This is a genomic window from Nonomuraea guangzhouensis (genome assembly GCF_019396345.1).
In the GTDB taxonomy this organism is placed as follows: Bacteria; Actinomycetota; Actinomycetes; order Streptosporangiales; family Streptosporangiaceae; genus Nonomuraea; species Nonomuraea guangzhouensis.
This window is the reverse complement of sequence record NZ_JAHKRM010000026.1, coordinates 138,692-160,798: the sequence shown is the minus strand read 5'-3', so window position 1 is coordinate 160,798 and position 22,107 is coordinate 138,692. Positions and strand designations below refer to the sequence as shown.

The following is a 22,107-nucleotide window of genomic DNA, read 5'->3' as shown; positions in this document are numbered from 1 at the left end:
TGGAGGGTGATGTGCGGGTCAGGTAGGTGGCCTAGCGTTGGGGGGTGCGTAAGAAGCCCGGGAACGACGTCTACGTCGCGTTGATCGTCGCGGTGGTCCAGGTGGTGCTGTCGCAGGGGGCGGCCTGGGGGCAGCGGGGATACAGGGAGCCGTTGGACTCGCTGGCGTACGTGTTGCTGCTGGTGGGGCCGGTGGCGATCCTGGCCCGCCGGAAATTTCCCGTTATCTCGACCGTTGTCACGCTTTTGGCGACATATGCGTTTGTGGTGGGTGGCTATCCGTATGGGCCGGTTTTTCTGGCGCCGATCTTCATGCTCTGGTCGCTCATCCTGGGCGGGCGGCGGCTGATCGCGTGGATCCTCTCGGGGGTTACGCTCGCCGTCTTCGTGATTTATGCCTCTTTGGGGGGCGATCACGGCCTCTGGGCCTTCCACACGCTGGCGATCACCGCGTTCATCCTGCTGTTCATGGTGATCGGCGAGCTGGTCAGGATCCGCAGTGAGCGGCGCGCCGAGCACCAGCGGGTCGTCGAGGAGGAGTCCAGGCGGCAGGCCAGCGAGGAGCGGCTGACGATGGCGCAGGAGCTGCACGACGTACTCGCGCACAACATCTCGCTGATCCACGTTCAGGCGTCCACCGCCCTGCACCTCATGGACGAACAGCCCGAGCAGGCACGTACAGCCCTGACCACCATCAAGTCCGCCTCCAAGGAGGTTCTCGGCGAGATGCGCTCAGTCCTGAACGTCCTCCGCGAAGGCGCCCCCCGCTCCCCCACGGCCGGCCTCGACCGCCTCGACGAGCTCGTGACCCGCTCCGGCCTGGACGTGACACTCAAACACGTCGGCTCCCGGCCGCTACCGCCACAACTCGAACGCGCCGCGTACCGGATCATCCAGGAAGCCCTCACGAACGCCGCCCGCCACGCGCCCGGCTCCCGGGTGACGGTCCGGCTCGAGTACGGCACGAGCGAGCTGGGCGTCCTGATCTCGGACACCGGCGCGACAAAGCCGGCCGTACTGGCCGAAGCAGGCAGCGGCAACGGCATCCCCGGCATGCGCGAACGCGCCTCAGCCCTCGGCGGCACCCTGACCGCCGGCCCGGTCGGCAACGGCTTCCAGGTCGAGGCCAAACTGCCCTTCCCCGAGGAGACCTCATGATCAACCTGGGCCCGCTCAACATGACAGCCGTCGCAGAGGAGACCTCATGATCAAGCTCCTGCTCGCCGACGACCAGGCACTGGTACGGGCAGGCTTCAAAGCCCTGCTCGACGCCCAGCCCGACATGACGGTCGTCGCGGAGGCCGCCGACGGCGCCGAGGCGGTACGCCTCTCGCGCGAGCACGCGCCGGACGTGGTGCTCATGGACATCCGCATGCCCGGCACCGACGGCCTGGCCGCCACCCGCCAGATGCCACCGGGCCCACGCGTCATCATCCTGACCACATTCGAGCTGGACGAGTACGTCTTCGAGGCCCTGCGCGGCGGCGCCAGCGGCTTCCTCGTCAAGGACACCGAACCAGCCGAACTCATCCAGGCGGTCCGCGTGGTCGCGGCCGGCGAAGCCCTCTTGTCCCCCAGCGTCACCCGCCGCCTGATCGCCGAGTACGCCACCCGCGCCAAGGAACCCTCCGCCACCAACCACCTGGACCAACTGACGGACCGCGAACGCGAAGTACTGTCACTGGTGGGCACCGGCAAAACGAACGACGAGATAGCCGCGAACCTCTTCATGTCCCCCGCGACGGCAAAAACCCACGTCAGCCGCGCCATGATGAAACTCCACGCCCGAGACCGCGCCCAACTCGTCGTCATCGCCTATGAATCCGGCCTGGTGAAACCCGGGTGGCTCTAAACGCAAGGCCTTCGCCCGGTCGGCGCTTCGCGCAAGGGGACTCAGACTGTGTTCAGTGGGGGGCTCCGCGCCCCCCACACCCCCACAAAAGCATGGTCCTCGCTCCGCTCGGGCGCCCTCCCGACACGCTTCGCCCGGGCTACCGCCCCTGACCCGTCGGGACCTCGGCATAGAAATCATTGGGTTCCGCCGACGAAACCGGTAAGAGGCATCCCGCTACCCAGCCGTGGCGCTCAAGGACCGGAGTTCGTCAAGCCTTACTGCCTTGCATACAGACAGCGAGTTCGCCCAGCCTTACTCTTCGCAGTACAGGGGGGAGTATCCCTTCGCAGCAGCCTCGTCATTACGGTGCAGCCCCGCTCCACGGGGCCCCCGGGGCTGCTGGTCCGCACCTGAACCGGGCGGGAGAGACCTCTGGCAAGCTTCGCGCTGCCAGGAGGCCGTCCGTGCTCGACTTCTTCAAGACAGTGGGCTTAAGTGCCTCGGTGCTGCCGCTCGCCTTGGCGATCATCGTTGTCGCGGCAGGCCTGACCGCCCTGTGGGCCCCCTCCGCCAAGCGCCAGAACCGCGCTGTCCAGGTGCTCCGGATCGTCCTGCGCGCCCCCGATAAGCGGACACGAGACAGACAACCACCAGGCCCCGAAACAACCTCAAATGAGGGCTCCAAACCCGAACACGCGCCATAAAGCCCCGCGCCAAGGCCATCGTCAACGGCTTGGCCAGCCGGGCGGTGCGCCCAGCGGCTTGAGGCGCTTTCGTGGAGGTTAGCGAGGAATCCCCGTGATCCTTCAGGACCGTGGGGCCAATTCTGGGGCTTGTTGCGGCCCCGCCGCCTGCGCCCGGCCAGGCTCGACGGCGGGGCCGCCCCCAAGGTCCACTTCCAAGAGACAGGCCCGGATGGACGGAGCCCGTCTCTCTTATCTCCGCCCCTCAGCGGCAGGACCATGGGGGGCGTGACCAGCCACGGGGGAAGGCCGTTGAACGGCTCTCGACTGGTCACAGGCTTGTGGCCAATGATCACGGGCCAGGGATGGCCCGCCATCCGATTTTGGAGGTCAGAGGAGTGACGGGCGTGCGGCAGTCCGGCTGCGCGGCCAGTTTGCCGGCCAACTCCTCCAGGTCGGCGGCGAGGAGCACAAGGACCATGCCGCGCGCTTCCTCCTCCGGCGTCAGCCTTTGTCGTCCACGGGAGGCCGCGACGCCGATCATGAGAAAAGTGTGGATCACCCATTCGTTGCCGAACCGCTCTTGGAGGCTTTCCTTGGTCATCGCGCCACCTCTTCGCATCGTGAAGAAGCCGGGTACGGCAGGTCGGCCCAGACCACACGGCGTTGGCCGCTCAGATATGTGCCCCAGGCGCTAGAAAGCGTCCTCACGATGTACAAACCCCGTCCTGATTCCGTCAGGGCCTTCAATCCCTCGCGCGTCTTCGGATCTGGGGTCGGCGGCTGCCGCACGACCTGCGGTCCATCCCCATCGACGGCGCCCGGATCGATGACCTCAACGCGAATGGAGCCGTTGCCGCGAGCGACGCGCAGCACCACCCAATCGCGCCCCTCGCCGCCCTCAACATGTGTGATGGCATTCGAGATCAACTCAGTGATGACCTGTTGAGCATCCAGCAAGAGCGGATCATCTTGCCCAAGCCAACCGCACAAGGCTGTTCTCGCCTGTCGCGGCGCCTCGTTACTGCGCCGCAGGCTCGCAGCCGAGACCAGGGTCATACCGCCTTGCGGACACGTGAGGGCCGTGGCGGGCGTGCCGTGCTGATGAACCAATGACACCGTCTGCCTCCATCGCCGTCATCAGATCCAAGCTCGCGATGCGCCTCATCTCATCTCGCGACCGGCACATGCTCGCGCAGCCTGTTTCCACAGAACCAGCACGGGTATTCACCAGAGGTATAAGGCAGTATTGAGCCAATACCTCTCCGCTATACGCTGAGCCAGTGGACATCCGGACTCTCCCCGAAGCGCTCAAAGCGATCATGGAAGAACGGAGTTGGACACAGATCCAGCTCGCCCACGAGTTGGGAGTTTCTCAAGCATGGATCTCGCGCATCTGCCGTGGCGTCGCGGATACCGGTTTGGCCAGGGCAAAGCAGCTGCTTGCGCGCGTCGGCTGGGAGATGCGCTTTTCACCTTCTGTGGAGGAACCTGTGGAACGCAGGGAATTCCTGGCAGCCGCCGCATCCGTGATGTTCGTATCATCCGCTGCCAGCTCGAATCCCTATCTCGACCCGGACTATGTGCGTGCTCTCGCCGACAGCCTGGCACGTGGCCGATACGAGCTGGGAGGAGTGCCGATTGCGGCACGCGCTCTGGGGCATGTGAAGCAAATCAATAACATCAAAACGAGCACGATCGGGATCGAACTGCAAGGAGCCGCTTCCGACCTGATGTACCAGGCCAGCATTGCCCTGTACGACGCCGGGAGGCTCGCTCAAGCCGAGCACGCGGGGACGATCGCCCTCGACCTGGCGCACCATGCACAGAACTTCCCCGCGCAGGCACGCGCCTACGATGCACTGAGCCGCGTCAGCCTCTACCGCGATGACTCGATGCGGGCCGTGCACTATGCCCAGCGCGGGCTACGAATACCAGACCTTCCCTCCAGCCGCCTGTCGAGCTTGCACATGCGCCTCGGGCGTGGCCTGGCCGGCATCAAGGGGAGCCAGAAGGAGGCGAGGGACGCCCTCGATCGCGCCCTGGACGCACGCGGCCTGAGCGCGTTCGCGGAAGCCGCTCTCAGCGGGGATGTAGCTATCGGCCTAAGCCAACTTGGGCAATACGGTCAAGCGGCACAACTCCTGGGCGATGCCGCCGATGCCATGGGGCAGTGGTCGCTCCTCTTCCGGACCCAATACCTAGGCCGGCTAGCACAAACGGCAATCCAGGCGAACAACCCGGCACTCGCCGTCAACCACATACAAAGCCTGACGCGGGCGCTGCCTTTTATCAGCTCCGCTCGGGTGAACAGTCAGGCGAAGGACATCATTCAGGGCTCCGCCAAATGGGATCAAATTCCTGAGGTCCGTGTTTCCCGTGAGCGTCTGCACGCGATGCTGTCGCCTGAACTTTCTCCCGCTTGACGAGACCCCGTATTCGTCCGTGGGATTTACGAGGTGACACGCCTGTATTGCGATCAGCCTGTCGTAGCATAGCGACGCGATAGCTCGCGCCTTCGCTGATGGCGGCATAGGCGATATGGCCGCAAGTCTCCGCCTCGAGATGGCGGACAAACTAAGATCTGTCGGCTGGCGCAAGGCACTTGATTTGGCGCCTCGCGGACGGTTCCTAATACGGCAGCCGCCATTCGTTAGCTGAGCTGGGTATATGCGGTGGCCAGGCGGGTGTGTTGGTGGAACCAGCGGGCGCGTACTTGATGCCGGCAGGTGCGGTCCGGGCGGGACGAAGACGCCGTTCACGCTGCACGGAGGCGCAGGGGTAAGGCTGGCACTACCGAGAACCAGGGTGCCGCCAGCAATGCCGCTCATTGCGGCTGTATCTAGGGTTTCGGCATGACCTTTTCTCGCGCCATAGTGACCGCCGGGCTCACCCTGGGCTGCCTTGCCACCACTTTCCCCGCCGAAGCCTCAGTAGCACAAACCGTGGCACGCGGCGGCGTGGTCTCCTCGACCCTCGTGGAGAAGCTGGACAGGGGCCAGGTCGCCGAGCGAATCAAGGCAACCGGCATCGATGCGGCGCAGGTGAAATACGGGGTCAGCGCCTATCGCGTGGTCTATCGCACCGTGGACGCCAAGGGCCGGTCCACCACCGCCAGCCAGTTGGTCGCCCTGCCTGACAACACCCGGCGCAACCTCCGGGTCGTCTCCTGGTTGCACGGCACCACCGTCTACCGGGGTGATGTGGCCTCGGTGAACGAGAAATCCACCGACCGCGCCGCGGCGCTGCTGTTCGCGGGGGCCGGGCATGCGGTATCCGCCCCTGACTATCTCGGCTTGGGCACGGGGCCCGGCTACCACACCTACGGAGACCCGCGGACCACGGTCTCCGCCCCGGTCGACGCCCTGCGCGCGACCCGCGCCTTCACCAGGGGCCGAGCGCGGCTCGACTCGCGCGTGCTGGTCAGCGGCTTCTCACAGGGCGGCCCCGCGACCATGATGGTGGGGCGCTTCCTGCAACAGGGCCAGGACCCGTACTTCCGGCTGGGCGGCCTCGCTTCGATCGCCGGTCCCTTCGACCTGAGTTCTTTCGAGGCCGCCGCGGCGGACGACAAGATTCGGATGGCCTCGCTCTACCTGGCCTACTTCGTGATCTCGGCGGACCGCTATACCGACATCTACCGCACGCCGAGCGAGGCCTTCCGCGCCCCGTACGACGAGCAGGTGGAGAAGCTCTTCGACGGAAACCACCAGGCCGCGGAGATCGCCAAGGCGTTGCCGCCGACGTCCGAGAAGTTGTTCACCGCGCAGTTCCTGGACAGGATCCGCAAGCCGACCGGCAAACTGAAAGAACTGCTGACCGCGCTCGGCTCCACCTGCAACTGGAAGCCAGCCGTTCCGGTCCGCCTGCATCACGCCAAGGGCGACACGGACGTCGCGTACGACAACGCGCTGTACTGCCAGCGTCAACTACGCTCGCATGGCGCCACGCAGACCCTCACCGACGCGGGCAACGTGGATCATAACCAGAGCGTCCGTAAGGTGCTGCCCCTGGTGGTCGCCGGCTTCACGGGCAACCGGGCCTGATCCGTCTGGCCTCGAGAACACCGCTACGGCCGAATCTCTCAGATATGAACATGACGAAGATGCAGAGAACCATGATAATCGCGGGCCTTCTCGGGCTCGTGGCGGTGTCGACCGGCTGCGGCACCAGCAGCCCGCCGGAGGAGGACACCGTGTCGTACGACGTCACCGACAAGGTGGCGGCGCTGCACGTCGAAGCCGACAACGCCGGGACCGTCGAAGTGGTGGAGTCCCATCGTCGGAGCATCCGTGTGACGGAGCGGCTCAGCTGGCTCAGGAACAGGCCGAAGACCAGCCATAAGGTGCAAGGAGACACGCTGGAACTGACGTTCACCTGTCCCACCACTTGGGGGTGGGGCGCCTTGGGCACGTCCTGCGACGTGCACTACCAGGTCGAGATGCCCCAGGGACTTCGCGTCAAGGTGAGCTCGGACTCGGGGAACCTGACACTGAAGAACCTGTCGGGCGAGTTGGAAGCCACCACCGACTCCGGGGCAATCGAGGCCACTGAGCTGACAGGCAAGAAGATCGCCACGAAGACCGACTCGGGCGATATGAACCTGGCCTTCGCCGGACCGCCCGACCAGGTCACCACCACCACGGATTCGGGCAAGACCGTGATCCAGGTGCCTCAGGGGTCGTACAACATCGTGGCCAAGACGGACTCCGGCCACAAGAACATCAAGCCCGCGAGCGTCCCCTCGGCGCAGCGCACGATCGCGCTGTCCAGCGACTCCGGGGACCTGGAGGTCAGGACGCCCTTACCGGCGCCGCCCAGCGACAGCTGCCATTCGTTAGCTGAGCTGGGTGTATGCGGTGGCCAGATGGGCGCGGTGATGGAACCAGCGGGCGCGTGCTTGATGGCGGCGTCGCCAGGCTGACCAGTGAGCAACGTGTTCCAGGGGCGGTTTGTGGCCGGCGACGGCGTTGAACAGGCGCTTGACCTTTGCGATCGTCAGCGGGATCAGGCCAGGCTCCTCGGGCGGGTGCTTCGTCGGGACGGGTGGGGCGTGTGGCCTGGGTATCGGTGCGGTGCCGGGTCGCGGCGGCGGTGGCCGCGCAGAGTTGCGAAGGTCAGATGCAGCGGCAGGCCGGTGGTGATCGCGGTGGCGGGGTCGCTGATCTGCTCGGCGGGGATCCATTGCCGTGCGCCGATCAGCGCGTGCCCGGTGGCGGCGCGCACGTAGGCGAGGTAGACGGTGTTGATGCCGTTGTCGATGCCGCCGGCGCAGCCCATGTGCTGGCGCTTGACACCCGCCGTGGCCACGCCCTTCTTCTCCTGGCCGGACTCATCCAGCACGCCGATGGTCAGGCTGCCCGGCCGGGCGGCGGCATCGAGTCGGGTGACGGCGAAGCGGCGGATGGTGCTCATCGCGCCCGCGGTGTCCCACCGAGCCCGGTTCAGCAAGCGCTGGGTGGCGTCCGGACGGCGGTCGCCGATCCACTCGGCGATCGTCCAGCCGTTGCGTCTGGGCAGCTCGGACATGACGGCTCGGACGTACTTGGCGGCCTGCAGCCGTGGTTCGAGCCGGGTGAACATCGGTGCCAGCGCGGTCATGAGGTCGTCGACCAGCACGCCCACCTCTGTCGGCGGAACTCAACGAAATATCGCATACAGCTGCCGCCTGCGGGCGGCGGCAGCATCTTCTCCAACGCGTCACGATTCCCGGGAACCCGGTGACGCCCTTCGGGAGACAGCAGGGTGAAATTACCTACTCACGAAGGAGAGGCGTTGAGTGCTGAGACGGTCGAGATCGACGACGGAGAACTGATCCGGCGATCGGCGCACGACCCAGAGCAGTTCGCCGCGCTGTTCGACCGCTACGCCAAGCAGATCCATCTGTACGCGGCGCGGCGGCTCGGCACGCAGGCCGCCGACGACATCGTGGCCGAGACGTTTCTGGCAGCCTTTCGCAGGCGCGGGACGTATGACACCTCGTTCGCGCTGGCCAGGCCCTGGTTGTACGGGATCGCCACCACATTGATCGCCCGACATCGGCGGCAGGAGGAGCGGCTGCTGCGGGCGCTGAGCCGCACTGGGGTGGACCCTCTGCCTGAGGCGCTGGACGAGACCGTGGCGTGTCGGGTGGCGGCGCAGGGCAGGGAGCGTGAGCTGGCGGGGGCGCTGGCGTCCCTGCCACGTGGGCAGCGAGACGTGCTGCTGCTGGTGGCGTGGGAGGACATGTCGTACGAGGAAGTGGCACGGGCGCTGGACATCTCTGTGGGGACTGTGCGGTCACGGCTGCACCGGGCGCGGAAGAAGGCCAGCAACGTGCTAGGGGATGAGGAGCTGTAGTGAACGAGCTGAAGGAGTTGCGCCGGAACACCCCGGCGATGACGGACAACGCCGCGACCGCTGCCAAGGCGCGGCTGATGACAGCGATCCACGAACCGGAGGCCGCGCGCAAGTCGGTTGCATCCGGCGCGAGAAGGTTCGGCTGGCGGATCGCGGTGGCGGCGGCGCTGGCCCTGGTCGTCGGCGGGACCGTCGTGGCGCTCAGGGACCAGCCGGACATGGCGCCGGTGGCCAGCGTGGCCGAACTGGGCGAGCGTGCCGCCGACGCGGCCGAGAACGACCCGACGCCCGCGCCGGACCCCACTCAGTGGCTCTACACAAACGAACTGCAGCTGGCCGGTGTCAAAGGGGACATCGACCGAGACCAGCGCAACACCTGGGAACGCTGGACCAGCGTGGACGGCAAGCGGTCGGCCTGGTACCAGGGCGGCAAGCTGATGTTCCAGGGCAGCGCGGTCTTCAACCCGGCTGAGCTGGCCAAAGCTCCTGTCACCCCGGCCGGGGTGATCGCCAAGATCAAGGCGGCCATCCTCGACGAAGATCGCCGGGGGCCGCAGGAACTGAACGGCCATGTCCCGACACAGATCCTCTTCATGGAGATCAACCAGCTCATCACCGAGCAGTGGCTCGCCCCCGAGGTGCGGGCCGCGCTCTTCCGCGCGCTGCCCACGATCAAGGGCATCATCAAAACCGAGGACGTGCCCGTCGCCGACGGACGGCGAGGCTTGGCGTTCAGCCTCGACGACGACGGGGCACGGCAATCGCTCGTTCTGGACCCGCAGACCTTCCGGTTTCTGGGCACCAACTCGACGCGGCTGCAGGACCGGACATACGAGCGGGCCGATGGCAGTAAGGAGACCTTCAAGGCGGGAACGGTGAGCATGACCGCCCAGCTCGAAGCCAAGATCGTGAACCAGCCCGGCCAACGCCCCTGATCACAGCAGAAGCAGGCCGACGACGAGAACCAGGGCGGCGGTCCAGCCGACCGCCCTGGCGCGCGGCACGGTCATCAGCTCTCGCCCCAGACCCGAGCCGCCACCAGCCCCGTCACATGAAACGATCAGCGAGGTGAACCGGTGGGCCGTACGGTCACGGTGTTGACGTCGACGCCGTGCGGCTGGTTGATCGCCCACACGATGGAGCCGGCGAGTTGGTCGGCCGTCAGCATGGCGCGATCAGGTGGGCCGCCGTCAGCGTCGAAGAAGTTGGTCTGCGTGGCTCCCGGACTGATCAACGTCACGCCGATGCCATCCGCGGCCACCATGAGCCGGGTGTTCTCGGCGAGCCCGGTCACCGCCCACTTGGTCGCCCCGTAGATATTGCCCGGGGTGTGGATGAGGCCCGCGACGCTACCCACGAGGACGATCCGGCCGCGTGTCTGCTTCAAGGCGGGCAGCGCGGCGCGAATCAGCAAGGCAGGGCCGAGCACATTGGTCAGCACCATGTCGCGCCACCCGGCGGGATCCCCGTCGTCGAGGTTGTCGAACGTGGCGAAGCCGGCATTGGCCACCACGGTGTCCAGCCGCCCGAACCTTTCGACGGTGGCCTGTACCGCCGACCGTACGTCGTCGTAGTCGGACGCGTCGCCGACCAGCGGCAGCAGTTCGGATGGACTACCGAGTTCTTCGGCGAAACGACGAAGGCGATCTTCGCCACGCCCGGTGATGGTCACTCGTTGTCCTTGCCCCAGCAGCAGCCGGGCTGTCGCGGCCCCGATGCCACTGCCGCCACCGGTGATCAGAGTCACGGAGTCAGTCATGGGAAGGACGTTAGGACCTGAAGTCGACTCAAGGTCAAGCTCGCATCGTGGACGGTATGTCGGAGAACGAACGCCGGCAGCGGGCCCCCTCCGCCAAGCGCCAGAACCGCGCTGTCCAGGTGCTCCGGATCGTCCTGCGCACCCCCGATAAGCGGGCGACGCGCCCAGCAGGCGGAAGATGGTGTGGCGCTCCAGGAACTCACTCATGTCGAACCGGGCACGGTGGTGCACGACAGGGCCGCGACATCGCCACGACATCGGGGTTTCGTACATCTATGCCGACGGCTTCTCGTTCGTGCGTGGAAAGGGAACGCTCATGCTGAAGAGCACCAGACGTAATTTTCTCACGACGGTCGCCGGCGTCGCCGGCCTGGCCGCGGTCGGGGCGTCTCCGGCGCATGCGTCGCCCGGCGACGGCGCGTCTCCGGCTGCCTGGGTGCCCAACAGGAACTTCCTCGAGGTGAACAAGGCTGGCGAGCTCGTCAGCTGGTCTGCCCAGAACAGCGGCCCCAACTGGATTCGCAGCGTGGTCGGCGTCGGCTGGGGAACCGCTCGGCTGATCAGCCTGTACGACCACTGGAGCTTCCTCGAGGTGAAGACAAACGGCTTACTCTCGGCCTGGTACTGGGAGAACAGCGCCTACCAAGAGCTGAACGTGGGCAACGGCTGGGAAAATGCCCGGCTCATCACCGGCCTCCGCGGCCAGACCGGAGAGTTCCTCGAGGTCAAGAACAACGGCCTGTTGTCCCTCTGGGTCTACGGCAGAAACGGGTACCAGCAAACGATCGTCGGCTCGGGCTGGGACAACGCGCGGTTGATCGCCGGGCTGCAGCGGGGTTCAACGCAGTATGGGAGCGATTTCCTGGAAATCAAGCAGAACGGTAACCTGTCGCTCTGGCGCATCGAGTGGTCGACGAAGCGACTCTCCGAGCTCCCCATCGGCGTCGGCTGGGACAACACACGGTTGATCGCGGGAGTCAATCATGACGGGGACAACACCGGAATCCGGTTCGTCGAGCTCAAGAACAACGGCATGATGTCGGAATGGGGCTTTGACGCGTACGGCTATCTCATCGAATACCCACGCGGCTCGGGCTGGGACAACGCTCGCCTGATCGGCTGAGATACCCGCTGCGACGGATCGAGCGCTACGCGCGCCAGAGGGCGGCAAGCTGCCGAGTGGCCAGTCGGGACGGTATGGCACGCAGCACCATGTCGCGCAGCCATGCGGCGACGCCGGTCTGAGACGTCAGCCGCGATTGCCGGAACGCCGCCCGCATCATCCGGTTGGCACTGGGTCTGCGCTCGGCGTCGTAGCGCAGGAACTGTCGGACGACGTCGGTCGGCTCGGTGCTGGTCAGGTGGCGGCATAGCGCGGCCGCGTCTTCGAAGGCCTGGCTGGCGCCCTGGCCGAGGTCGGGTGGCATGGCGTGCGCGGCGTCGCCGAGGAGCGCGATCCGGCCGGCCACGAACGAAGGCAGGGGTTCGGCCAGGCGGGTGATCAGGTCGACGTAGATGTCCTCGGGCGGGGTGGCCTCGATCAGCGCGGTGACGAGGGGGTGCCAGTCGGCCATCAGGGACAGCATTTGCCGGCGTGCCTCGTTCGCGTCGGGCGGCGTGGCTGGCAGGACGGAGTCGGTGAACCAGTACAGGCGATCCTCGCCAACGGGGAACAGGCCGAACATCGCCCCGTTGCGGCGGTCGACGAGCTGGCTGACGAGCAGGTCTGGAGCCAGGCCGGGAGGACGGGGCAGCATGCCGCGCAGGTCCATCCGGCCGGTCCGCCGCAGCCCGGGATGGTCGGGGAAGAGCTGTGCGCGCAACTTGCTGCTGATGCCGTCGGCCGCGATCACGGCGTCCGCTCTCGCGACGGGGTCGCCGTCGCTGATCACGGTTACCCCGGTGGCGTCGGGCTCCAGGCGCTCGACCGGGGTCGCGGCTCGTACCAGGTCGGGGGGCAGTGGGGCGCGTAACGTTCGGTGCAGTTCCGTCCGGTCGATGATGGCGGGTGTCTCGACCTCTTGCTGCGCCTGGGCCAAGTCAGTCACCAGCAGCGGCCGTCCACGCCTGTCCCGCAATCCCCCGTGGGTCGCATGCATGACGTGCCCGCGAACGTCCTCAGCCAGCCCCAGCGCGTCCAGCGCGCGAAGCCCGTTGGGCATGACCACGATCCCCGTGCCCGCTTCACGGAGCTCGGTACCCCGTTCGAAGAGTGTCACCTCATGACCCAGACGGTGCAGCCCCACCGCCGCCGCCACTCCTCCGAGCCCGGCGCCGACCACCACGATCCTCATGAGACCTCCTGATTGATTCACTACGATCGTACTAGTACGAATATTGGTATCATCCTCGCGTGCCACCCACCAATCCAGCCCGTCGCCAAGCCTTGACCGATACCGCCATCGAACTGCTGGCGTCGGCCGGCGTGCATGGACTGACCCACCGCGCGGTGGAGAAAGCAGCGGATCTCCCGCCGGGAACAGCCTCCAACTACTTCCGCAGTCGGGAAGCCCTGCTGGTGGCAGCCGCAGAGCGCATCGCCGAACTGCATCACGCCGACACCGACCAGGCCATCGAGCAGCCCGCGTCCCTGGTCGACCTGCTTACGGAATCGCTGCTCACAGCGGCGACCACCCTGCGCAACCGCTATCTGGCGATTTTCGAACTGCAACTGGAGGCCGCGCGCCGGCCGGCGCTCGCCTCGGTGCTCGCGCGCCTACAGGACACGGCGTTGCTGGTCACCGCCGGGCACCACGACAAACTCGGCCTCGCCACCCCACCCGAGAGGATCCCCACGCTGATCGCGCTCTACGGGGGCGCGCTGTTCACCCTGGTCACCGCGCCGCCAGGGAGCGTGAGCAGGGATGTCGTCCAGAACGTGGTTCAGGGCATCGTGTACGGCTGTGCCGGACACGTCCAGCGGCGGCCTTGACTCGGCCGCAATGCCGCGTCTGCCGAGCGGTGTGTCACCCGCACCTTGCAAACCCTCCACATAACTCACCATGACCAAATCTGTCAAGGCGGCATAGCCTCACCTGGGCATTCAGGCGCGCAAAGAGCGAATTGTGGCGATCCTGTAGTGATTTTGTGGCGCCATCCGCGACAATCCTCCGTGAGACAGCCGGTCTCGATATCGGACGCCCGCCGGAGAATGGAGCACACATGCAATCCCCCTTGGCGAAGGCCGACAGCAAGCGCCTGCCCGGCAAACGGCAGAGAACTGCTGCGCTACTCGTCGCAGCCGCGGCCCTCCTCACGGGCATTGGCGTGGCATCGCCCGCTCAGGCCGCTCAGTCCGCCCCCACGACCGTCGCGTCGGCAGTCGAGCCGACCAGCGGGTATATCTATAAGGTGTACGAAACTGCGCTCCAATGCGACAGCTGGGGTCGCTACTTCGTAGGAATAGAGCACGCCAAGAGTTACAAGTGCAAATGGGACAGCCCCGGCTACGCCCTCTGGCTCTACAGCTGATTTCTGTAATCAGAACACGGCGTACATCACATGATGCCGCAGGGCTCCTGGCAGGCGAACCAATTATCACAAGTCAGGAGCTCACGCAGGGTCCGACAGGCGTATTGAGGCGAGCCTGGCGGGATCGGCCACGATCGCGATGGCGGTGATCCGGCCACCGGCGGCGACTTCGGTGGCGCCGAGCGTGACGACCACCCCGCCGGGGGTGTCGACGGTCAGTCTCACGTCCGGGTCGAGCCTGGTAGCGCTCGCGTGCCTGCCGGATGGCCTCGACGGACGACAACGGCGTCGCCGGCTACGACATCCTGCGCGCGCCCGGCGCGAGCGGCGGCACGTTCACCCAGGTCGGCACCTCGACCACCACCTCGTTCAGCGACACGGGCCTGACCCCGAGCACCACGTACCGCTACCAGGTCAGGGCACGGGACGCCGCGGGCAACACCTCGCCGGTCTCGAACACCGCCGAGCTCACCACCCAGCCCGGCCCGTCCAGCGGCACCTGCACGACGGTTCCGACCGTACAGACCCAGTGGGGCACCGGGTACGTCATCCAGCCCCTGACCATCACCAACACCGGCACCTCGACGATCACCGGATGGACGGCCACCTTCACGCTGCCGGCCGGACATACGCTGTCCGGCTCGTGGAACGGCACCGCTACCGTCAGCGGACAGACCGTGACGATCAGGAACGTCAGCCACAACGGCACCCTCGCCCCCGGGGCCAGCACCACCAGCGTCGGCTTCCAGGCGACCCGCCCGAACGGCAACACCGCACTTCCGTCCGGCTACACCTGCGCCTGACATCCGTGCCCCCAGGTCCCCCGCCAGCGCGGGTGGACCGGGACTCCATATATTTGACACGACATACATGTCGTGTAATCTAACTTGCATGAGGAACGAACCAACAGGTGCGACGAGCACGATCAAGCAGGTCTCGGTGGTCAGCACGGGAAGCGTGGCGATCCACCCCGAGCACGTGGGCCCCACCCGCAAGCCGATGTACTGGTGGCTGTTCACCTCGCGCAGATGGACCCCGCCGCTGCCGATCAACGTCTATGTGATCGAGCGCGCCGATGGGCTGGTGCTGTTCGACACCGGTCAGGACCGCGCGTCGGTCACCGACCCCGGCTACTTTCCCGGCGGCATCACCGGCGTGATGTACGACAGGCTGGCACGCTTCGACATCGGCCCCGACGACACCCTCAAGGGCCGGCTGGCCACCATCGGCTACGACATCGCCGACGTACGCATGGCCATACTCTCCCACCTGCACCAGGATCACATCGGCGGCCTGCGCGAGCTCACCCATGCCGAGATCGTGGTCAGCGGCGCGGAATGGCGATCCTTCCAAGAGCCCCTGCCCGAGCTCCGCGGGCTCCTGCGTTCTCACATCGACCTTCCCGGACTGCGCTGGCGCCAGGTCGAGCCCGGCCCCATCGACGACCCTCGGCTCGCGCCCTTCACGACCGGCCACGACCTGTTCGGCGACGGTGACCTCGTCCTGCTCCCCACCCCCGGCCACACTCCCGGGTCGCTGTCACTGCTGGTCCGCGGTGCCGGACATCCGCCACTGCTCATGGTCGGCGACCTGACGTACGACGCTCGCCTGCTGCGGGAGAGCCTGGTCCCGGGAGTCGGAGAGAGGCGCCAACTGAGCACTACCACCGAGGCGATCAACACCCTGCGCGAGCAGTACCCGGATCTGGTGATCCTGCCGGCGCACGATCCTGGAGCGGCCGCACGTCTGGCCGCCGTGAGCGGGTCCTTCTCCGGGAAGCTGGAGGTGCGTTCGGGTGCGACCGGCTGAAGAACTCCGATACCTGATCCTGGCCGCCCAGCGCGAAGGCAACCGGCTGCTCGCCCAAGCCCTGCGCCCGCTCGGCATCACCCCCTCGCAGGCCGAAGTGATCCGCATCCTGCAGGATCGCCGATCGCTCACCCTCAACGGCCTCGGCGACCTGCTGGTCTGCGAGAGCGGCAACAGCCCCAGCCGCCTGGTCGATCGGCTCACGTCCGTGGGCCTGGTCGACCGTCAGGTGTCAGCACACGACCGCCGCCACATCGAACTGTCCCTCACCGAAGAGGGACTGCGCCTGGCCCGGCAGATCATCGAGATCGAAGACGACCTCTACCGGTCCATCGACGCCGCGGCCGAAGGCCACGACCTCGATGCGGTCACCGCGTTTCTCCGAGCCTTCGTCGCCGGCCGACCCGCGGGCGAGGCGCTGGCTCGGCGTATCACCACTGACGAGGGAGCTCTTTTATGACCGCCCAGCAAGCGATCCGGCGCCTGAACGTCCCACCGTACGACGTCCACCGGGTGCTGCTCGACCCACTGGCGCTGCCCGCCTGGAACCCGGCTTTCCACACCCTCGATGGGCCCGCCCACGCCGCCACCGGTGTCACCTATCCCATCACCGTGCGCGGCGGGCTCACCGGGAGTTGGGAGTACCTGGCCATCGCGGACCAGCGCATCGATACGGCCTGGCACGTCCCCGGATTCCGGGAAACCGCCGTGTGGCTGCTGGAGCCGGAGGACGACGGCACCCTTGTGACCCACGAGTTCCGGCATGCGGGACCTCTCGCCGGCATCCTGAGCCAGGCGTTTCGCGGCGTCGCCGAACTACGACTCGACCGCCTCACCCAACGGGCTCATCAGCCGCGCGTCTTGATGTGAGGCGCGGGTACGCGGTCGAGTTTCAGGGGGCGGTCAGGGTGAGGAACGGGATGGTCGCCCGGATGGGGAGTTCCAGCTCGAGTTCGGACCTGTGCACCTGATGGAGCCGGTACTCCGAAGCGACGGCGTCAAGGTGGAACTCCTTCACCTCGACGATCTCGTATTTCTCGTCGAGCATGATCAGAAGGTAGAGCGGGATACCAGAGGCCGCGTACTGGATGCGTTTGTCGGTGAGGTCTTCGCGGACCGTGCCCGGCGAGGACACCTCGACAACCGCGAGGGTCTGCGATGCCTCCGGCTTCTGGCCAGGATCGTCCAGGCATTTATAGACCACGACATCCGGACGCCGGAAGGTGAACTTGGGAACCCGCCAGAGCACTACATCAATGTCGGTCTCGACACTCATACATGGACCACTAGCGGGACGGGCGGTTTCCAGCGAACTGGCGAGGCGACGTGCGATCCGGTTGTGCCGCGGAGCCGGCGACTCGCACTTGATCACATGGCCGTGCACGACCTCGATGCTTCTGGCGATGCCCTCAGGCAGCGCCTGATATTCGGCCTCACCCATCACTTCGGGAAGCGACTCGAACCAGGGCGGGATTTCCATACCGGCCTCCCCCGCTTGAGGCGAACACCGAGCAATGTCAGGCTTGGGAATTGCGTCGATCATAGCTCGGCAGGGCACTCGCTCATCCTGCCCGTCACCCGTTCACCTCGTGGCGCGCCGAACCAGCGGCGCAGGGCGGCGTTGAGGCCGTCCACGTCAGGAGCCTCCGCGGTCGCGGCCCAGGCCACGTGACCGTCAGGGCGGATCAGCGCGCAGGCGTACCCCGCGTCGGTGTCCAGCGCGCGGGCGCGCACGATGTCGATCCGGTCCGTCCAGCCGTCCGCCACCGTCCACGGCCCGGGAGCGAGCGCGAGCAGCACGCCCCGGGCCCGGTGCAGCAACCGCATGGTGTCGGTCCGCTCGCCCTCGACGGTCAGCGGCCGGTACGGCAGACGGCACCCGGACAGCGGATGGGCACCCGGGCCGACGTCGTACCGGATGGCCGTACCGCCTACCTGGCCGGCGAGGAAACGGTTGACGTCCTCGAAGGCCAGGAGTTCGCCCAGCAGTTCGCGTAGCGCGTCGATCTCGGGGCCGCCCAGCATGAGCGCGAACTGTGCCTTGGCGTTCCGCAGCACCTGCCCGGCCACCGGGTGGCGCTCGCTGCGGTAAGTGTCCAGCAGCCCCGGCGGGGCCCAGCCGCCCAGTTCGGCCGCCAGCTTCCAACCGAGGTTGACGGCGTCCTGCACGCCCAGGTTGAGCCCCTGGCCGCCGGCGGGCAGCAGGGTATGCGCGGCGTCGCCGGCCAGCAGGATCCGGCCCTGCCGGTACGCCGTGGCCTGGCGAGCGGTATTGCCGAAACGGCTGATCCACACAGGCCTGCCGGCCGTGAGATCGAACCCGGCGGCCCTGGCGAACACCTGCTTGGCCTCCTCCCACGTCGGGGCGCCGCGCCCTCCTCGGTACGGCGCGCCGTACTCATGGACCACCACGCGCACCGTGTCGGCGGAGATCGGCAAAATCACCAGCAACCCGTTCGGCCCTCGCTCGAACAGCGGTAACCGCTCGAAACGCGGGTCGCTCCTCCGGTCGACCTCGACGAGATCGACCAGCACGAACTCCGCCCGGGTGTACTCACCGGGGAAGTCGATGCCCGCGCAGGTCCTGACCGTACTGTGCGCGCCGTCGCAGCCCACCAGGTAGTCGGCGTGGATCCGTCGGCGTTCGCCCGCGGTGCGGATGTCGACCGTCACTGTGTCAGCGTCCTGTTCGACGCCGACGACCTCGTACCCGCGAACCAGCTTGACGCCCAGTTCGTCCGCCCACTGGGCGAGCACCCGTTCGGTCGTTGCCTGGGCCAGCAGCATCTGGCCGTGGCGGGTGTCGAGCCGGGTGAAGTCGAGATCGACCAGGTCAGCGGCCAGGTCGGCGTGCGGTAGGCGCGGGCCGGTGAAACGATCGGCGACGCCGCGCTGCTCCCAGACCTCCATGGTGCGCGGGAGCAGGCCGAACGCGCGGGAGTGGCGGCTGGGTTCGAGGGCACGTTCGGCGACCAGGACGTCGATCCCGGCCAGGCGTAGCTCCGCGGCCAGCGTCAGGCCGACCGGGCCGGCGCCCGCGACGATCACCTCCGCAAGTGAGCGGCTGTTGGTGGCCATGGGGCCATCTCCTCAAGGCTTGGGGATATTTCGCCCCACTGTGCTGTGGAGTGACACCCTGTTCCCATCCGTAGGCCACAGATCATCCTTTTTCCCCAATGGAGCATGAAGAAGCGATGGGATCCGATACGTTCACCGACCTGGATCGCCAGATCACCCACGCGTTGCAGGTCGACGCTCGCGCGCCGTTCAGCCGGATCGGCGAGGTGCTCGGCGTATCGGACCAGACCGTGGCCCGCAGGTATGCCCGGCTTCGCTCCGCCGGCCTGCTGCGGGTCGTCGGGCTGGCCAACCCGCTGCTGACCGGGCATGTCCACTGGTTCCTGCGACTTCGATGCGCTCCCGGGGCGGCGCATCCGATGGCGGAGGCGCTGGCCCGCCGCGATGACACCTCCTGGGTCTACCTCACCTCGGTGGGCACCGAGATCTTCTGCGCCGTACGCGCCCAGCCGGATGAGAGTGGCGGCGAGGAACTGCTCAAGCGACTGCCCCACACCCCTCGGCTGCTCTCTGTGGAGGCGCACCGTGTCCTGCACCTGTTCTACGGCGGCTCCCTCAGCCTGCTGGAGAAGTATCCCGCCCTGAGCGAGGAGCAGGTGGAACGCCTGAAGGAGCACGTTGAGCCCGCCACTCCGGTCGTCGATCTCCAACTGACCGCCGCCGACCGCCGGATCCTGGCCGTTCTACGTCATGACGCCCGTGTTCCCATCACGCGACTCGTCGCGCAGACGGGCATGTCAGCTATCACACTGCGGCACAGAATGGCCGCGCTGCGCCTGAGCGGCGCCATGTATTTCGACGTGGAGTTCGACCCGCGGTTGTTCGGGCTCGGGCTGCGGACCATCATCTGGCTCACCGTCTCCCCCGCGAGTCTCAAATCCATCGGGCAGGCGCTGGCCGATCACCGCGAAACCGCCTTCGTCGTGGCCACCACCGGATCTTCCGGCCTGTGCATGAGCGTTTCCAGCGCGGACGGGGTGGCGTTGTACGACTACCTCACCAACCGGGTTGCGCCGTTGCGCGGCATTCACCACCTGGAGACGGCGCCTGTGCTGCGCGCCGTGAAATACGGGGGCTCACTGAGCCAATTGCCACCGCGTCGCTTCTGAACCCCAGGCCCCCGGCCGGCACGTTTACCCGACGTGGCGATGCGCTTGAACGGGGTGTCGTCCGCGCCTTGCCGACCCTCCGCAGACCCACCATGACCAGGGCCATCAAGATGCGAGCTGAGGCCGCCCAGCGCTGTGCCCGGGGCTGCGAGGTCGACGGCGCCGCGCAAACCTGCCACCCGACTCAAACCATCACTATCCCAAACCTAAGCGCTAATACTTGCCCAACGCCTTCTCGCGACCCCGACAGCGCATCATTTGGTAAATCTGGGACAAACGCAAAGAGCCCACAAAGAGCAATCAAGAGATGGCATACTGCAGCACGTGAAAGGGAGGAAGCGGCCGAAGCGACTTCCTCCCGTATGAGAAGGAGACTACCTCTTCCGATGCTCGATGACAACCAGCAGCATCACTACACAGCCAAGCGGATGCTTGACTTCGCAACTGCCGCAACCCCTTGGCATCGCAGGTTGTGGCGGCTTGGCACCCTGCTCGAGTTGTCCGAGCTTCTTGAGGCGATAAACGCAAAAGCCTTGGGAGCGCTCGCCGAGTCTTCCGTAAAATACCTAGGAGATGTGCTCGCGAAAAGGATTCAGCGCGACCCCGGGATGGGCTCTCCCGCTGAACGCGGTCAGCTGATCAAGCATGTGAACAGAACCATGCAGATAGATGGACACGACTGGGTAGCGCTAAATCTCCTACTACAGGAGAGCCGTCCCAAATATCTATCTCGATGGGCGAGTCACCTCAGGGACGAGGCAGCAAACTGCGAGCCGGTTGCTCGGGCAATCGTCAGCCATATAATGGATGAAGGCTACAGCGCAGAAGCAACACACAAATGGTTCACTTATCACATTAAATACAGCAAAGTCAAGATCACCCTAAGCGAATTGTGCGAGGAAGCACAGGTCCTCCTCAACCGACCTAAAGTAAGATTCAATATCCTAGTTCCGCTGACAGCTTGCCCGCCGCTTCCAGAAGCAAGACCAGACTGTTGGCTGGATTCACCGAAGGCCGCGGAATGGCTCGCACACTGGTTTCCATCCGCTCCGAACATCAGGCAATCCGGTGGCCTTGTTCTAGAAATCGACGCCAAAGACAAATACTCGGCCCTCAAGGAAGTGAACGGCGAGGTCGATAGGCTCACGGCTCGCTTCCAGGTGGGTGCCCGCCAACGGCTGGAGTTTCATCCAACGCTGTACATGATCGGCGAACAAGAACCATTGGATTACATAGGCGGCCCGCGCCGAGTCCAAGTGCACGCACTCGAACGCACAAAAGAAGTGTTCCGCCTTCGCCTCGATCCCCAAATCGATGCCGCCCTTGAACTCCTACAGCCACTGGACCGCGGCACACCTGCTGCAGCAACAGCGGGCAGTTGGGCCGCACTCGAAGCGCTTCTGATAGGGCCAGGAGACACCTCCAACCGAGTGGTCGCCGCAACACGGATGGCACGCATCGTGACTTGCGGTTACATTACAAGCGAGCTTCTTTCCCTTGCGCAAGCGCATGCCAGCACCCGAGATGACGCGATCGCCGCGCAGTTGCGGTCAATTAGCGACGACCAGGAGAGAGCTGTCTTTCTTGAGAAGGCGATAAGAAGCGGAACCCTGGATGACTTTGAAAGCGCAGGGCCGCAACTCGCACTTCTGCGCATTCGCGCACTGACAGCCAATCCGAATGCCATCTTGCCCCGCATCGTAAATCAACTCGAAGATTCATTTCGCCGACTCTACCGGCAAAGAAATTTAATTGTCCATGCGGGCCAGACCGGCTCGGTGGCGCTTGAAGGGACACTACGCACCGTATCGCCCCTTGTAGGCGCTGGAGTAGATCGCGTTGTTCAAGCTAGTGCGCTGTACGGCATTCCAGCTCTCATGTTCGCCGCCGCAACGGAGGTGCGCCTCGCGCAGAGCTCTTTCAGCACAAAGTGTCTATCCGAATTATTCGGCACCTCCATGCGCCCGGAACCGTGAGCGCACACGCCGAGCATGGCCTGGATGGTGCTTGCCTGTGTCTACTACCG

23 protein-coding genes and 1 pseudogene are annotated in these 22,107 nt (G+C 66.1%); 16 read left to right on the top strand and 8 right to left on the bottom strand.

Translation table 11 applies throughout. The features are described 5' to 3' along the window. Window positions 1-44: 44 nt before the first annotated feature. The 3 genes from KME78_RS43670 to KME78_RS43660 all read left to right on the top strand — a co-directional run bounded on the left by KME78_RS43670 (window position 45) and on the right by KME78_RS43660 (window position 2,537). Window positions 45-1,157 carry a sensor histidine kinase gene (locus KME78_RS43670; RefSeq protein WP_219535566.1) on the top strand — a complete coding sequence of 371 codons (1,113 nt, stop codon included), beginning with the start codon at window positions 45-47 and terminating at the stop codon, window positions 1,155-1,157. A 46-nt stretch (window positions 1,158-1,203) separates the two neighbouring features. Beyond that, window positions 1,204-1,851 carry a response regulator transcription factor gene (locus tag KME78_RS43665; RefSeq protein WP_214633688.1) on the top strand — a complete coding sequence of 216 codons (648 nt, stop codon included), beginning with the start codon at window positions 1,204-1,206 and terminating at the stop codon, window positions 1,849-1,851. 446 nt (window positions 1,852-2,297) lie between these two features. Further along, complete coding sequence (locus KME78_RS43660; protein ID WP_219535564.1) at window positions 2,298-2,537, top strand: hypothetical protein; 240 nt, start codon at window positions 2,298-2,300, stop codon at window positions 2,535-2,537. A gap of 331 nt (window positions 2,538-2,868) precedes the next feature. On the opposite strand, the gene KME78_RS43655 is transcribed toward KME78_RS43660, so the two are convergent. Beyond that, window positions 2,869-3,120, bottom strand: a complete 252-nt coding sequence (locus tag KME78_RS43655) for a hypothetical protein (RefSeq protein ID WP_219535560.1) — start codon at window positions 3,118-3,120, stop codon at window positions 2,869-2,871. Further along, window positions 3,117-3,575, bottom strand: a complete 459-nt coding sequence (locus tag KME78_RS43650) for an ATP-binding protein (protein WP_219535558.1) — start codon at window positions 3,573-3,575, stop codon at window positions 3,117-3,119. Before KME78_RS43650 ends, KME78_RS43655 begins: the two co-directional genes overlap by 4 nt. Before the next feature lie 224 nt (window positions 3,576-3,799). On the opposite strand from KME78_RS43650, the gene KME78_RS43645 reads away from it, so the two are divergent. The 3 genes from KME78_RS43645 (at window position 3,800) to KME78_RS43635 (ending at window position 7,440) form a co-directional block, all read left to right on the top strand. Then, on the top strand, window positions 3,800-4,942 hold the full coding sequence (locus tag KME78_RS43645) for a helix-turn-helix domain-containing protein (RefSeq protein WP_219535556.1): 1,143 nt from the start codon (window positions 3,800-3,802) through the stop codon (window positions 4,940-4,942). A 429-nt stretch (window positions 4,943-5,371) separates the two neighbouring features. Then, on the top strand, window positions 5,372-6,562 hold the full coding sequence (locus KME78_RS43640; RefSeq protein ID WP_219535554.1) for a lipase family protein: 1,191 nt from the start codon (window positions 5,372-5,374) through the stop codon (window positions 6,560-6,562). 59 nt (window positions 6,563-6,621) lie between these two features. Next, window positions 6,622-7,440: a DUF4097 family beta strand repeat-containing protein gene (locus KME78_RS43635; RefSeq protein WP_219535551.1), complete on the top strand. Its 819-nt coding sequence runs from the start codon at window positions 6,622-6,624 to the stop codon at window positions 7,438-7,440. Window positions 7,441-7,622: 182 nt separating this feature from the next. Here the strand turns inward: KME78_RS43635 and KME78_RS43630 are convergent. After that, window positions 7,623-8,117 (bottom strand): annotated as a pseudogene (locus tag KME78_RS43630) (transposase); the annotation flags it as partial. Window positions 8,118-8,291: 174 nt separating this feature from the next. On the opposite strand from KME78_RS43630, the gene KME78_RS43625 reads away from it, so the two are divergent. Further along, window positions 8,292-8,855 carry an RNA polymerase sigma factor gene (locus tag KME78_RS43625; RefSeq protein ID WP_219535547.1) on the top strand — a complete coding sequence of 188 codons (564 nt, stop codon included), beginning with the start codon at window positions 8,292-8,294 and terminating at the stop codon, window positions 8,853-8,855. After that, window positions 8,855-9,790 (top strand): CU044_5270 family protein, encoded by a 936-nt coding sequence (locus KME78_RS43620; RefSeq protein ID WP_219535545.1) that lies wholly within the window; start codon window positions 8,855-8,857, stop codon window positions 9,788-9,790. The genes KME78_RS43625 and KME78_RS43620 overlap by 1 nt, the downstream gene beginning before the upstream one ends. Window positions 9,791-9,915: 125 nt before the next feature. Here KME78_RS43620 and KME78_RS43615 read toward each other — a convergent pair whose 3' ends face one another. Beyond that, window positions 9,916-10,614, bottom strand: coding sequence for an SDR family oxidoreductase (locus KME78_RS43615; protein ID WP_219535543.1), 699 nt, complete (start codon window positions 10,612-10,614; stop codon window positions 9,916-9,918). 316 nt (window positions 10,615-10,930) lie between these two features. On the opposite strand from KME78_RS43615, the gene KME78_RS43610 reads away from it, so the two are divergent. Next, complete coding sequence (locus KME78_RS43610; protein WP_219535541.1) at window positions 10,931-11,737, top strand: twin-arginine translocation signal domain-containing protein; 807 nt, start codon at window positions 10,931-10,933, stop codon at window positions 11,735-11,737. Window positions 11,738-11,762: 25 nt separating this feature from the next. On the opposite strand, the gene KME78_RS43605 is transcribed toward KME78_RS43610, so the two are convergent. Then, on the bottom strand, window positions 11,763-12,908 hold the full coding sequence (locus KME78_RS43605; protein WP_219535537.1) for an FAD-dependent monooxygenase: 1,146 nt from the start codon (window positions 12,906-12,908) through the stop codon (window positions 11,763-11,765). A 59-nt stretch (window positions 12,909-12,967) separates the two neighbouring features. On the opposite strand from KME78_RS43605, the gene KME78_RS43600 reads away from it, so the two are divergent. Continuing rightward, entirely contained in the window at window positions 12,968-13,546 is a 579-nt protein-coding gene (locus KME78_RS43600) for a TetR/AcrR family transcriptional regulator (protein WP_219535535.1), read from the top strand. A gap of 620 nt (window positions 13,547-14,166) precedes the next feature. On the opposite strand, the gene KME78_RS43595 is transcribed toward KME78_RS43600, so the two are convergent. After that, complete coding sequence (locus tag KME78_RS43595) at window positions 14,167-14,310, bottom strand: hypothetical protein (protein ID WP_219535533.1); 144 nt, start codon at window positions 14,308-14,310, stop codon at window positions 14,167-14,169. 38 nt (window positions 14,311-14,348) lie between these two features. On the opposite strand from KME78_RS43595, the gene KME78_RS43590 reads away from it, so the two are divergent. From KME78_RS43590 to KME78_RS43575, 4 genes are all read left to right on the top strand, one after another. Beyond that, complete coding sequence (locus KME78_RS43590) at window positions 14,349-14,888, top strand: cellulose binding domain-containing protein (RefSeq protein WP_219535531.1); 540 nt, start codon at window positions 14,349-14,351, stop codon at window positions 14,886-14,888. 88 nt (window positions 14,889-14,976) lie between these two features. Then, entirely contained in the window at window positions 14,977-15,894 is a 918-nt protein-coding gene (locus KME78_RS43585; protein ID WP_219535529.1) for an N-acyl homoserine lactonase family protein, read from the top strand. Further along, window positions 15,881-16,354, top strand: a complete 474-nt coding sequence (locus tag KME78_RS43580; RefSeq protein WP_219535527.1) for a MarR family winged helix-turn-helix transcriptional regulator — start codon at window positions 15,881-15,883, stop codon at window positions 16,352-16,354. The genes KME78_RS43585 and KME78_RS43580 overlap by 14 nt, the downstream gene beginning before the upstream one ends. Next, window positions 16,351-16,764, top strand: coding sequence for an SRPBCC family protein (locus KME78_RS43575; protein ID WP_219535525.1), 414 nt, complete (start codon window positions 16,351-16,353; stop codon window positions 16,762-16,764). Before KME78_RS43580 ends, KME78_RS43575 begins: the two co-directional genes overlap by 4 nt. Before the next feature lie 22 nt (window positions 16,765-16,786). Here the strand turns inward: KME78_RS43575 and KME78_RS43570 are convergent, their stop codons facing one another. Both KME78_RS43570 and KME78_RS43565 read right to left on the bottom strand, forming a co-directional pair. After that, window positions 16,787-17,374: a Uma2 family endonuclease gene (locus KME78_RS43570; protein WP_219535523.1), complete on the bottom strand. Its 588-nt coding sequence runs from the start codon at window positions 17,372-17,374 to the stop codon at window positions 16,787-16,789. Window positions 17,375-17,433: 59 nt separating this feature from the next. Further along, window positions 17,434-18,972, bottom strand: coding sequence for an FAD-dependent monooxygenase (locus KME78_RS43565; RefSeq protein ID WP_219535521.1), 1,539 nt, complete (start codon window positions 18,970-18,972; stop codon window positions 17,434-17,436). A gap of 116 nt (window positions 18,973-19,088) precedes the next feature. Here KME78_RS43565 and KME78_RS43560 point away from each other — a divergent pair, with 116 nt between their 5' ends. Then, window positions 19,089-20,081, top strand: a complete 993-nt coding sequence (locus KME78_RS43560) for an Lrp/AsnC family transcriptional regulator (RefSeq protein WP_219535519.1) — start codon at window positions 19,089-19,091, stop codon at window positions 20,079-20,081. A 386-nt stretch (window positions 20,082-20,467) separates the two neighbouring features. After that, window positions 20,468-22,057 carry a hypothetical protein gene (locus tag KME78_RS43555; protein WP_219535516.1) on the top strand — a complete coding sequence of 530 codons (1,590 nt, stop codon included), beginning with the start codon at window positions 20,468-20,470 and terminating at the stop codon, window positions 22,055-22,057. The last annotated feature ends 50 nt before the right edge of the window (window positions 22,058-22,107 follow it).